Here is a 12863-nt window from a genome sequence, read left to right on the forward strand (position 1 = left end):
TACAGGTGACCTCCATCCTCTTCATCGTGTTCCTGCCGCTTCTGGCAGCGATCGTTGCCGGGCTCGGCAACAAGGCGATCGGCTTCGTGCCGGCCAAGGCGATCACCACCGGCGCGCTGTTCCTCTCGTGCCTGCTGAGCTGGCCGATCTTCCTCGGCTTCCTCGCCGGCACCAACACCGCGACCGTCGTGCCGGTGCTGAAATGGATCGTCAGCGGCGACATGGCGGTCGACTGGTCGCTGCGTGTCGACCAGCTCACCGCGATCATGCTGGTGGTCATCACCAGCGTGTCGGCGCTCGTCCACCTCTATAGCTGGGGCTATATGAGTGAGGACCCGGACCAGCCGCGCTTCTTCGCCTATCTGTCGCTGTTCACCTTCGCGATGCTGATGCTCGTCACCGCGGATACGCTGGTGCAGATGTTCTTCGGCTGGGAAGGCGTCGGTCTCGCCTCCTACCTGCTGATCGGCTTCTGGTTCCGCAAGCCGTCCGCCAATGCCGCCGCGATCAAGGCCTTCGTCGTCAACCGCGTCGGCGATCTCGGCTTCATGCTGGGTATCTTCGGCACCTTCCTGGTGTTCGGCACCGTCTCGATCCCGGCGATCCTCGCCGCGGCGCCGACGATGGCGGGCTCGACGATCGGCTTCCTCGGCATGCGCGTCGATACGATGACGGTGCTCTGCCTGCTGCTGTTCGTCGGCGCGATGGGCAAGTCGGCGCAGCTCGGCCTGCACACCTGGCTGCCCGACGCGATGGAAGGCCCGACCCCGGTGTCGGCGCTGATCCACGCGGCGACGATGGTCACCGCCGGCGTCTTCATGGTCTGCCGCCTGTCGCCGATGTTCGAAATGTCGCCGACCGCGCTGCACGTCGTCATGGCGGTCGGCGCCGCGACCTGCCTGTTCGCCGCGACCGTCGGCATGGTGCAGACCGACATCAAGCGCGTCATCGCTTATTCGACCTGCTCACAGCTCGGCTATATGTTCTTCGCGGCGGGCGTCGGCGCCTATGGCGCGGCGATGTTCCACCTGTTCACGCACGCCTTCTTCAAGGCGCTGCTGTTCCTCGGGGCGGGCTCGGTGATCCACGCGATGCACCACGAGCAGGACATGCGCTATTACGGCGGGCTGCGCAAAAGCATCCCGCTGACCTTCTGGGGCATGATGATGGGTACGCTGGCGATCACCGGCGTCGGCCTGCCCGCGGTGTTCGGCAATCCGCTCGGCATCGGGTTCGCGGGCTTCCATTCGAAGGACGCGATCATCGAGGCCGGCTGGGCGGCGGGCGAACCGGGCGTGTGGTTCGTCGGCGTGCTCGTCGCGTTGATCACCAGCTTCTATTCGTGGCGGCTGATGTTCCTCACCTTCTGGGGCAAGCCGCGCTGGGCCGCGTCGGAGCATATCCAGCACGCGTTGCACGACGCGCATGGCCACGGCCATGACGATCATGCGCATGAAACGCACGGCCACGATGCGCACCACGCGCATGGCCATGACGCACACCATGCCGACGAGGCGCACGGCAATCCGGCGCAGGCCGAGGACAGCGGCGATCGCCCGTCGATGCACGGCGCATCGCAGCAGGACCTGCCCGCGGGGACCGGCGGCTATCATCCGCACGAAAGCCCGTGGCCGATGCTGGTGCCGCTCGTCATCCTGTCGATCGGCGCGATTGCGGCGGGCTTCGTCTTCCACCGCTATTTCGTCGAACCCGATGCGGGCGAGCTGTTCTGGAAGGGCGACATCGCCTTCCGCGAACATCTGATGCACGCGATGCACGAGGTGCCGGTGCCGATCAAATTGTCGGCGACGATCGCGATGCTGCTCGGCCTGTTCACCGCCTGGTATGCCTATATCAAGGCACCGAGCTTCCCGGCGGCGGTCGCGGACCAGTTCCGCATCCTGTACCGCTTCCTCGTCCACAAATATTATTTCGACGAACTCTACCACCTGATCTTCGTCCGTCCCGCCTTCGCCATCGGCCGTCTGCTGTGGCATCGCGGTGACGAACAGACGATCGACCGGTTCGGGCCGAACGGCTCGGCCTGGGTGGTGCAGCTCTCCAGCCGGCTCGCGGGCCGGCTCCAGAACGGATATGTCTATACCTATGCCTTCGTCATGCTGATCGGTCTGACCGCCGTCGTCACCTGGGCGATCGCACAGTGAGCGGGCTGCCCATCCTCTCGATCATGCTGCTGATCCCCGCGCTTGCGGCGATCGCCTGCCTGTTCGTACCCGCCGCCACCGCCCGCATGCTGGCGCTGGCCGCCACCTTCGTCGATCTGGCGCTCGGCATCCTGCTGTGGGCCAATTACGACATCGGCGGCGCGCAATGGCAGTTCGTCGAGCAGGGCCCGGCGTTCGGCTTCTTCCGCTGGGATCTCGGCATCGACGGTTTCGCGCTGATGCTCATCATGCTCAGCGTGTTCCTGATGCCGATCTGCATCGGCGCGAGCTGGCGTTCGGTCACCAATCGCGTGCCCGAATATATGGCGGCGTTCCTGCTCACGGAAACGCTGATGATCGGCACCTTCGCGGCGCAGGATCTGTTCCTCTTCTACCTGTTCTTCGAGGCAGGGCTGATCCCGATGTATCTCATCATCGGGATCTGGGGCGGGGTGAACCGCATCTACGCCTCGTATAAATTCTTCCTCTACACGCTGCTCGGCTCGCTGCTGATGCTGATCGCGATGCTCTACATGGCGCAGACCGCCGGTACGTCGAGCATCCCGGCGTTGCAGGCCTATGACTTCCCGGCGCACGTGCAGACCTGGCTGTGGCTCGCCTTCTTCGCCTCGTTCGCGGTGAAGATGCCGATGTGGCCGGTCCATACCTGGCTACCCGACGCGCACGTTCAGGCGCCGACCGCGGGTTCGGTGATCCTCGCGGGCGTGCTGCTCAAGCTCGGCGGCTACGGCTTCCTGCGCTTCAGCCTGCCGATGTTCCCCGAAGCCTCGGGCCAGCTTACCTGGCTCATCTTCGGCCTGTCGGCGGTGGCGGTGATCTACACCTCGCTCGTCGCGCTGGTGCAGTCCGACATGAAGAAGCTGATCGCTTATTCGTCGGTCGCGCATATGGCGATCGTCACCATCGGCCTCTTCGCCTTCAACCGGCAGGGGATCGAGGGCGCGATGATCATGATGCTCAGCCATGGCCTGGTGTCGGGCGCGCTCTTCCTGTGCGTCGGCGTCATCTACGACCGGCTGCACACGCGTGAGATCAGCCGCTACGGCGGTCTGGCGATCAACATGCCGCGCTACGCGCTCTTCTTCCTGTTCTTCACCATGGCGTCGATCGGCCTGCCCGGAACCAGCGGCTTCGTCGCCGAATTCCTGGCGCTGATGGGCACCTATCAGGTGTCGACCTGGATCGCCTTGCTCTGCACGACCAGCATCATCCTCGGCGCGGCCTATATGCTGTATCTCTATCGCCGCGTCGTCTTCGGTGAGATCAAGTCGGACGACGTGCGCGAGATGCAGGATCTGTCGCATCGCGAATTGTGGCTGCTCGCGCCGATCGCCGCCGTCGCTTTGTGGATGGGTGTCTATCCGGAGAGCTTCATGGCGCCGATGCGCAAGGATGTCGGCGTGCTGCTCGCCCGCATCGATCGCGCGACGCCCGTCTCCGATTCCCAGCCGACTGCCGGCAAGCCCCTCGCCACGGCGCCTGCCGCCCACGGAATTGCTCACTGATGGATTACGCCGCCAATCTCGCCATGACCCTGCCCGAGGTGATCCTCGGCGCGGGCGCCGTCGTCCTGATGCTGGTGTCCGCCTGGGGCGGATCGGCGTCGACGCGGGCCGTCTCGTGGACCGCGGTCGCGGTGCTCGCCGGCGCCTGTCTCGCCTTGCTCGGCCCGGCCAGCTACGGCGGGGCGGCGTTCGACGACCTGTATCGTGCCGACGCCTTCGCCGCCTTCGCCAAGGTGCTGATCTTCGTCGCCGCGGCGGTGAGCATCGTGATCGCGCCCGACTTCTTCCAGCGCACGCACGGTGACGATCTGCGTCCCGAATATCCGGTGCTGATCCTGCTGTCCGCCGCCGGCATGGGCCTGATGGTTTCGGCGAGCGACATGCTGACGCTCTACGTCGGCCTCGAACTCCAGAGCCTCGCCGCCTATGTGCTGGCGAGCTTCATGCGCCGCGACACGCGCTCGGCTGAGGCGGGCCTGAAATATTTCGTGCTCGGCGCGCTGGCGAGCGGCATCCTGCTGTACGGCATCAGCCTGGTCTACGGCTTCTCGGGCACCACGCTGTTTACCGGCATCGCCGCCGCTTATGCAGGCCCGCAGTCGCTCGGCCTGCTGTTTGGCCTGGTCTTCGTCTTCGCGGGTATCGCCTTCAAGATCGCCGCGGTGCCGTTCCACATGTGGACGCCGGACGTCTACGAAGGCTCGCCGACGCCGGTCACCGCCTTCTTCGCCTCCGCGCCCAAGGTGGCGGCGATGGGCCTCGCGGTCCGCGTCGCGGTCGAGGCGATGGGGCCGGCGACCGACCAGTGGCGCCAGATCGTGATCTTCGCCGCGCTTGCCTCGATCCTGCTCGGCGCGGTGGCGGCGATCGGCCAGACCAACATCAAGCGGCTGCTCGCTTATTCGTCGATTAACAACGTCGGCTTCGCGCTGGTCGGCCTCGCCGCCGGCACGCCCGAGGGCGTGTCGGGCGTGCTGATCTATATGACGATCTACATCGCGATGACGCTGGGCTCGTTCCTGATCGTGTTGCAGATGCGCGACGACGAGGGCCAACCCGTTGAAAGCATTGCGGCTTTGTCCGGCATGTCGCGCACCCGCCCGGGCCTTGCGGCAGCGCTCGCCATCTTCATGTTCAGCCTCGCCGGCATCCCGCCGCTGTTCGGCTTTTACGCGAAGTTTGCGGTGTTTGACGCCGCGGTGCGCGCCGGCCTGTTCCCGCTCGCGGTGATCGGTATCGCCGCCTCGACGATCGGCGCTTACTACTATCTGCGCGTCGTCAAGACGATGTACTTCGACGAGCCGGCACCGGCCTTCCCCAAGGGCAACAACCCGGTCGAGGGCGGGCTGATCGTGCTGACCGCCGCCTTCGTCTCGCCGCTCGGCTATCTGGCGATCCCGCTGCTCGGCGGCTGGACGATGGCTGCGGCGCGCGCGCTGTTCCCGGCGATTTGACGATCCGGACCGTCGCGGAGACGGGCTCGACCAACGCCGACATGCGCCTCCTCGCGCGCGAGGGCGCCGAGGAGGGGCTCTGGCTCCGCGCCGAGCGCCAGACCGCCGGCAAGGGCCGGCTCGGGCGCCCGTGGGTGTCCGAACCCGGCAATCTCTACGCCAGCACGTTGGTCCGCCTCCGCCCCGCCGATCCCCCGGCTGCGACGCTGGCGCTGGTCGCCGCGGTGGCGCTGCAACGGGCGGTGAGCGTCTTCCTGCCCGACGCCGCCCGGCTGAAATGGCCCAACGATCTGCTGATCGGCGACGCCAAGCTCTCCGGCATCCTGCTCGAACGCTGCGAGGACGCGGTGGTGGTCGGCATTGGGGTCAATCTGGCGCATCACCCCGATCTTCCCGATCGCGCGACGACGAGCCTCGCCGCCGCCGGGGCCGTGGTGACTGCGGAGGCTTTCCTCGACGTACTGGCGGAAGCCTTCGGCCGCTGGCTGACGGTGTGGCGCGGGCAGTGGCTTGCCGCGGTCCGCGATGCCTGGCTCGCCGCAGCGCATCCGGTCGGCACCGCGCTCAGCGTGCGACTGCCGGACGGCGGCACGCGCGACGGCCTGTTCGACGGGCTCGACGCGGACGGCGCGCTCATCCTGCGCTTGGCGTCGGGCGAGCGGCATGTCATTCACGCCGCCGACGTTTCTGTCCTGAAGGATTGACGATGCTGCTCGCGGTGGATGCCGGCAATACCAATGTCGTCTTCGCGCTGGTCGAGGGGCGGACGATCAAGGCACGCTGGCGCATCGCCACCGATCCGCGGCGCACCGCCGACGAATATGCCGTCTGGCTCAGCCAGCTGCTCGCGCTCGAAGGCTATGACCGCAGCCAGGTCGACGCGGTCGTCATCGCCACCGTCGTGCCCCGCGCGCTGCACAATCTTCAGGTATTGGCCCAGAAATACTTCCACAGCGAGGCGCTGATCGCCGGCCGCGCGCCGGTGGAATGGGGCATCGTGCTCGACGTCGACGAGCCGCAGAGCCTCGGCGCCGACCGCGCGGTCAACACCATCGCCGCGCATGCGCTGCATGACGGCGACCTGATCGTCATCGACTTCGGCACCGCGACCACTTTCGACGCGAGCGATTATTCGGGCGCGTACAAGGGCGGGATCATCGCGCCCGGCATCAACCTGTCGCTCGACGCCCTGGTCAGCGCCGCCGCCAAGCTGCCGCGGATCGCGATCGAGGCGCCCAAGAACAACGGCAGCGTGATCGGCCGCAACACGGTCGATCAGATGACCATCGGCATCTATTGGGGCTATATCGCAATGATCGAAGGGCTGGTCGGACGGATGAAGGCGGAGATCGGCCGCCCGGTCAAGGTCATCGCCACCGGCGGCCTCGCCACGTTGTTCGAACAGCATACCGACGTGTTCGACGTCATCGAGCCGGACCTGACGATACAGGGGCTGGCGATCATGTACCAAAACGCCCATATCGGCTGAGACGCGCTCGCGCCATCCATCGGCCCGCCGGGCGCCACATTCTTTGAAAGACCTAAATGACTCCCAAGACCAACGAACTTCTCTTCTGTGCTCTCGGCGGCTCCGGCGAGATCGGCATGAACGTCAATCTCTACGGCCATGCCGGCAAATGGCTGATGGTCGATTGCGGCGTGACCTTCGCCGATGCGGCCTATCCCGGCATCGACATCGTCCTGCCCGATCTGTCGTTCATCGAGGATCGCATCAACGATCTCGTCGGCATCGTGCTGACCCACGGCCATGAGGATCATATCGGCGCGCTGCCGTATCTCGCCGAGGACCTCGGCGTGCCGCTCTACGCGACGCCGTTCACCGCCGGGCTGATCCGCGGCAAGCTGGAGGAAGAGGGCAACGCCAATCGCGTCAAGCTGCGCGTCATCCAGCCGGGCAAGGACGGCGGCATCGCCGGCGTGCAGATCGGGCCGTTCGGCGTCAGCTTCATAGAGCTGTCGCACTCGATCCCCGAGCCCAATGCGCTGGTCATCGAAACCAAGGCCGGCCGGGTGTTCCACACCGGCGACTGGAAGCTCGATCCCACCCCGGTGATCGGCAAGCCGACCAGTCCCGAACAGCTCAGTCGGATCGGCGATGCCGGTGTCGACGTGCTCGTCTGCGACTCGACCAACGTCTTCAACAAGGACGCGTCGGGGTCGGAAGCGTCGGTGCGGGTCGGGCTCGCCGAACAGGTCGCCAAGGCCAAGGGGCGGGTGCTCGTCACCACCTTCGCCTCGAACGCTGCGCGGCTGCACACGCTGGGTCAGGTGGCCAAGGAGACCGGGCGTAAATTGTGCGTCACCGGCCGCTCGCTCGACCGGATCCTGAAGGTCGCGCGTGCCACCGGCTATCTCGGCGACTTTCCGGAGACGGTCGATCCCGAGACGGCGATGCGCCTGCCCAAGAACAAAGTGCTGATCGTCGCCACCGGCGGCCAGGGTGAACCGCGCGCCGCGCTGGCCCGCGTCGCCGACGGCTCGCACACGATCAAGCTCGACCTCGGCGACACGGTGATCTTCTCGTCGAAGCAGATCCCCGGCAACGAGGTGGCGATCGGCAAGATACAGAACACGCTGGCGGGCAAGGGCGTGGTGATGATCACCGAGCGTCAGGCGCACGTCCATGTCTCCGGTCACCCGGGCCGCCCGGAACTCGCGCAGATGTACAAGTGGATCCGCCCCGAGGTGCTGATCCCCGTCCACGGCGAGATGCGCCACATGATGGAGCATGCCCGTTTCGCACTGAGCGAGGGCGTGCCGCAGTCGATCGTGCAGAGCGACGGCGACATCCTGCGCCTGCTGCCGGGCAAGGTCGAGAAGATCGGCAATGCCGGTGTCGGCCGGCTGGTGCTCGACGGCGACGTGATCCTGCCGGCGGACGGCTCGACGATCAACGAGCGGCGCCGTCTGGCGATCAACGGCCAGATCTCGGTCGCGGTGGCGATCGGTCGCGACGGGCGCGCGCTCGGCCGGCCGCAGATTCGCGTCCAGGGCGTGCCGGTCGAGGAGGATCGCGCCGCGTTCGTCGAGGATGCCGCCGAAGCCGCTGCCGAGGCGATGAAGGGCCAGAAGCGCGAGCTCGACCGCCGTCGCGAGGACATCCGCCTCGCGGTGCGTCGCGTCGCGACGCGCTGGACCGGCAAGAAGCCGATCGTCGACGTGCTGATCGTCGAGGCCTGATCTCCCGTGCGCTGGACGTCGATACTGGCGATCTACGTCCTGTTCTGGGCGTTTTCGGTCTTCCTGGTCCTGCCTTGGGGCGTCCGCACGACGCGCGAGGTGGGGGGCGACTATGTCGCCGGGCAGGCCGAAAGCGCCCCGCACGACTTCCGCCTCGGCCGGCTCGCGATCCGCGTGACGATCGTCGCGACCCTGCTGTTCGTCCTGTTCTTCGCCAATTACCGCTTCGGCTGGGTCACGCCGCAGATGCTCGACCTCTTCAATCGCGAGGCGGTGTATAACGCGGTGTGAGCATGCGAGATGACGCCGATGTCACCTCGCCGCCAGCATTCCGCGTCCTGAATCTGTTATGGTGCGGGACGGGGTGGCCGCCGGGGCCGCCCGATCGTGGAAGGCCGCGCGCGTGACCCCGACCAGCCTTCAGACGCTCGATCTGCTGACCCGCGCGCTCGTGCTGATGGACGAGGAGGGGCGGCACCATATCGCCGCGCGCATCGCGATGGCGATCGACGATCTCACCGACGATCGATCCTCTCCGGAACATACGACGATCAACTGATCGCCGTGCCTGTGGCTCAGCGCAGCCGCTCGATCGCCTGCGCCAAGGCGACGTACAATTTGCCCATGTCGGACGACAGCAAGGTCACGCTCAGCGGCGAGCCGTCGCGCTGGGCGAGGATGTTGCGCAACATGCTCTCGAAGTCGTGGATGTAGCGATTGACCGCCTCGCGGAACGTCTCGTCGTCGTCGTACAGCCGGGCGATGTCGCGGGCGTCGGCGGGGTCGAGCACGCGGACCGCACGGCGGGTGAAGACGCCGCGGTCCCCCTTCAGATAGGCCGCCCAGGCGCTGTCCGAGATTTCGGGTGCGAACGCCTTGGTGATGTCGATCGACGCCGAGTGAAGCGATTCGATCAGCAGCGATGCGCGACGGGCGAACGTATCGTGTTCGGCTTCGTCGCGCTCGTTGCGTGCCTGATCGATCTTCGTTTCGACCAGCGCGGTCTGTTCGAGGATCTGGCGGACCTGTGCGGACAGCCGCTCGGTCGCGCGGGTCGCCGCCTCGACCGCTTCGCCGGTCGCATCGGCGATGGCGCGGACCTGACGCTCGACGGTGTCGCCGGTGGCGCGGCGCATCGCCTCGGCGCCCGCCTGCTCCCATTGCGCGGCGGCATCGGGGATGACCGCGGAAAGCGTTTCCCGCGCCTTGTCGGCAGCGACCGTCGCGGTCTCGCGGACGCGGAGCAAGGCGTCGACCAGCCGCGGCGCGGCGTCCTCGGCGAAGCGGTGGGTCCGTTCGATCGTTTCGTCGACCATCATGCCGAGCGCATCCGCCTTGGCACGCCCCTCGCTCAACGTCTGCAGCAGGGTGCCCGAGAGCTGATCCAGCGTGCCGCTCTGTTCGGAGATGACGCCGGCGATCGCCTCGATCGCCTCGTGCGTGCTTTCCGCGGCGGCGACCAAAGCCAGCAGCTCGGGCTTGGCGGCGACGACGACCTGCTTGCTGGCGAGGACCTTGGCATCGAGTCGGCCGAGCGCCTCGGGCAGCGTCTCGTCGATCTCGCGCGCCGCGGCATCGAGCGCGATCAGCAAGGATTCGGTGGTGGAGATCGTCCGCGATGCCATGACGTCGCCGGCGCGCAACGCCTCGGTCATTGCGTCGGCGGAGCCGCCGAGCGCGCTGATCGACGCGGCGAGCATCTGCGATCGATCGACGCCGTGCACGTGAAGCTGGTCGAGGCGGGTCTCGACCTCCCCGATGCCGCCGTCGAGTCCGGCGAGCAGTTCCTCGCTTGCCATCCGCTGGTCGTGCAGGCGCAAGGTGACGCGATCGATCACCTCCTCCAGCCCCGCGACCCGCTCGGTAAGCGCATCGACGCTGTCGCGCGCGGCGCTGTCGAGCGCCGCCTGATTGACGCGCAGCATCGCCAGCATCGCCTCGCCCTGCACGGCGATGCCCTTGCGCGCCTCGTCTACGGCATCGGCAGTACGGTCGAGCAGGCCATCGACCGCGTCCGACATGCTGCCGGTAACGGCTTCGAGCCGTGCGCTCGCGGTTTCGCTGGTCGCCTCCATGCGGGCGATATGCGCTGCGAGCTTCTGCGCCGCGCTACCGGTGACGTTCTCCGCCTCGCGGCCACGTTCGGCAAGCGCCGCGAGCTGCGCCGACAGCGCCGCGGCATGCTCGCTCGCGGCAAGCCCGGTATCGTCGAGCAGATGCTGGATATCGAGGACATCGGCCTGCGCGCGCGGCAAGGAGGCAAGCAGCACGCCGAGGCTCTGCTGCGCATCGGTGGCGGCTTGGGAGAGGGCGTAGGCGTGGGCCTCTGCCTGGTCGATTTGCTGGGCCATGCCCCGGCTGACCGACGTGAGGCGTTCGCTGGCGGTGTCGCCCATGGTTTTGAGCGTCGCGACCTGTTCGGCGAGCTGGCGGCGGTTGCCGTCGAGCGCGTGCGAAAGCATCGCGACGGTGCGTTCGAGGCTCGCGGCCTCGGCGCGCATCGCCGCGGCGGTGGCGCCAAACCGCCGCGCCTCGCGCCGGCTGGTCCGCATCGCAAGAAGGTAGACGATGCCGATCAGCACCGGCACGACCGCGAGCGCGGCGATGAACTGCGCGAGGTCGACGGGCAGCAGGAACGGCAGCTGATCGCGCGCCAGCCACAGCATGCCGCCCAGCCAGAGCAGCGAGACGAGCAGCGCGAGCACCGGCGGCAGCCATGCGGACCGGGGTGACTCCGGCTCGGCCGCGTCCGTCCAGGGAAGCGGCTCGGCCTGCCATTCGCCTTCGTTTTCCGCCATATAGCCGCCGATCCGATCGTGCTCACCAGAGGCGTAAGCGTCGCTGGTGGCGCTGTCTGCCCGCATGTCGATGATCATGGAACCCCCGTTCTTCGATGGCGAACCTATCCGTCTTCGCGACCCTCATAAAGCAAAACCGCAACACTTGGTTAAGCAGCGCGGCGCTACATACCGGCGATGGCTTATGATCCAGGTGCGATCGATGCGGCGCTGGCCGCGGCAGTGGGGGACGAACCGGCGCTGATCGCCGAGTTGCGGCTGGCGTTCGTCGAGAGCGCGCAGCGCGGCCTGGTGGCGCTGGAGGCGGCGCAGGACGATGACGAATGGCGCGGTGCGGCGGCGCGGTTGAAGGGGCTGGCGGCGAGCTTCGGCGCGGTCCGTCTGATGGCGCTCGCGACGCAGGCGGCCGAACTGCCCCACGATGCGGCACTGCTCGCCAAGCTGCGACGGTCGATCGACCGGCTCTGATGCGACGCGCGACAAAGCGCGCGTGGCTCTAGGCAGGGGCGGCATCACCGCCTAACAGCGGCCGGATGCTCGCCGGCCTTCTCTTCGCCATGCACGACGCGGATGATCGGCCCGCGATGCTGACCGCGACGCTGCCGTTCGGCGGCGTGACGCTCATCGAATATCAGGCACGCCTGCTGATCGCATCGGGCGCGTCGCAGATCGTGATCCTCGTCGCGCGGCTGACGCCGGAATTGCTCGGGGCGATCAGCCGGATCGGCAAGCGCGGTGTCGCGGTCGATACGGTCCGCACCGCGGCCGAGGCGGCGGAGAAGCTCCACCCGCTGGCCCGCGTGCTGATGCTCGCCGACGGCCTGACGACGACCGCGGAGACGCTGGTGGCGCTGGCGCGGGACGGCGGCGACGCGCTGCTGGTGATGCCCGAGGATCAGGCGGCGCTCGGCTATGAGCGGGTGGGCAGCGGCATGGTCTGGGCGGGGGTGGCGCGGCTCGATCCGCGCCGGCTCGCGGAACTGGCCGCGATGCCGCGCGACTATGACGTCCAGTCGACGCTGGTGCGCCTCGCCTCGCAGGCGCATGCGGTGCACGTGCTGCTGCCGCAGGAGGCGATCCGCGGCGGCCACGGCGTCGGCCATGCCGCGGCGGCGCTGGAGGCGCGGGGGCGGACGGTGCTGGCGGCGATGATCTCCGGCCGCAGCGGCTGGTTCGAGCGATTCGTCACGGCGCCGCTCGCGCGCGCGGTGATCCCGTTGCTCGTCCCGCGCGCGGTGCCGGCGACCGCGGTGGCGGCGGGCGCGGGAGTCGTCGGCGTGCTCGGGCTGACGTTGATCGCCATCGCCTATCCCGGATCGGGGCTGTTGCTGACGGTGCTCGGCACGCTCGGCCTGTCGCTGGCCGCGACGCTGGCGGACCTGCGCGACGAGCCGGCGGCGGAGCGCTGGTTGCAGCGGCTTGCCGGTGGCCTGCCGGCGCTGGCGGCGTTGTTCTACGGTCGACAGGCTGCGCAGGCACAGGCGGACGGCGCGCCGGAGGTCCTTGCGATCGGTCTCGTCCTTCTCGCGGTGCTCGGCGAACGCGCGCTCGGGCATCGACCGCGGCGGAGCTGGTGGGGCAGTGCGCCCGCCTATCTGTTGCTCGTCTGGTGCGGTGCGATCGTCTCGGCGCCCGCCGTCGGGCTCGGTCTCGCCGCCGTCTACGCCGCCGCCACGCTTGCCGCTGCAATCGAACGATTGCGGCGGCACCCTTAGCGCT

At 67.8% G+C, this 12863-nt stretch carries 11 protein-coding genes; 10 read left to right on the forward strand and 1 reads right to left on the reverse strand.

Annotated features, from left to right (window positions below; genetic code table 11):
• The first annotated feature begins 5 nt into the window (after positions 1-5).
• From nuoL to FFS23_RS19950, 8 genes are all read left to right on the forward strand, one after another.
• Complete coding sequence (nuoL, locus tag FFS23_RS00655; protein WP_137896984.1) at positions 6-2165, forward strand: NADH-quinone oxidoreductase subunit L; 2160 nt, start codon at positions 6-8, stop codon at positions 2163-2165.
• Positions 2162-3691, forward strand: coding sequence for an NADH-quinone oxidoreductase subunit M (locus FFS23_RS00660; protein WP_038660287.1), 1530 nt, complete (start codon positions 2162-2164; stop codon positions 3689-3691). The genes nuoL and FFS23_RS00660 overlap by 4 nt, the downstream gene beginning before the upstream one ends.
• Complete coding sequence (gene nuoN / locus FFS23_RS00665; RefSeq protein ID WP_137896985.1) at positions 3691-5145, forward strand: NADH-quinone oxidoreductase subunit NuoN; 1455 nt, start codon at positions 3691-3693, stop codon at positions 5143-5145. The genes FFS23_RS00660 and nuoN overlap by 1 nt, the downstream gene beginning before the upstream one ends.
• Positions 5142-5849, forward strand: coding sequence for a biotin--[acetyl-CoA-carboxylase] ligase (locus FFS23_RS00670; protein WP_137896986.1), 708 nt, complete (start codon positions 5142-5144; stop codon positions 5847-5849). Before nuoN ends, FFS23_RS00670 begins: the two co-directional genes overlap by 4 nt.
• A gap of 2 nt (positions 5850-5851) precedes the next feature.
• Positions 5852-6634, forward strand: coding sequence for a type III pantothenate kinase (locus FFS23_RS00675; protein WP_137896987.1), 783 nt, complete (start codon positions 5852-5854; stop codon positions 6632-6634).
• A gap of 56 nt (positions 6635-6690) precedes the next feature.
• On the forward strand, positions 6691-8346 hold the full coding sequence (locus tag FFS23_RS00680) for a ribonuclease J (RefSeq protein ID WP_038660279.1): 1656 nt from the start codon (positions 6691-6693) through the stop codon (positions 8344-8346).
• 6 nt (positions 8347-8352) lie between these two features.
• Positions 8353-8637: a DUF1467 family protein gene (locus FFS23_RS00685; RefSeq protein ID WP_137896988.1), complete on the forward strand. Its 285-nt coding sequence runs from the start codon at positions 8353-8355 to the stop codon at positions 8635-8637.
• A 112-nt stretch (positions 8638-8749) separates the two neighbouring features.
• Positions 8750-8905, forward strand: coding sequence for a hypothetical protein (locus FFS23_RS19950; RefSeq protein ID WP_169742522.1), 156 nt, complete (start codon positions 8750-8752; stop codon positions 8903-8905).
• Positions 8906-8921: 16 nt separating this feature from the next.
• Here the strand turns inward: FFS23_RS19950 and FFS23_RS00690 are convergent, their stop codons facing one another.
• A complete protein-coding gene (locus FFS23_RS00690; protein WP_137896989.1) occupies positions 8922-11222 on the reverse strand; it encodes a coiled-coil domain-containing protein in 2301 nt (766 codons plus the stop codon).
• A 99-nt stretch (positions 11223-11321) separates the two neighbouring features.
• Between FFS23_RS00690 and FFS23_RS00695 the strand changes: the two genes are divergently transcribed.
• Positions 11322-11612, forward strand: coding sequence for a hypothetical protein (locus tag FFS23_RS00695; RefSeq protein ID WP_038660267.1), 291 nt, complete (start codon positions 11322-11324; stop codon positions 11610-11612).
• An 89-nt stretch (positions 11613-11701) separates the two neighbouring features.
• On the forward strand, positions 11702-12859 hold the full coding sequence (locus FFS23_RS00700; RefSeq protein ID WP_249340461.1) for a nucleotidyltransferase family protein: 1158 nt from the start codon (positions 11702-11704) through the stop codon (positions 12857-12859).
• Positions 12860-12863: the final 4 nt, after the last annotated feature.

The organism is Sphingomonas sp. 2SG, from assembly GCF_005503285.1.
GTDB classification, from domain to species: Bacteria; Pseudomonadota; Alphaproteobacteria; order Sphingomonadales; family Sphingomonadaceae; genus Sphingomonas; species Sphingomonas taxi.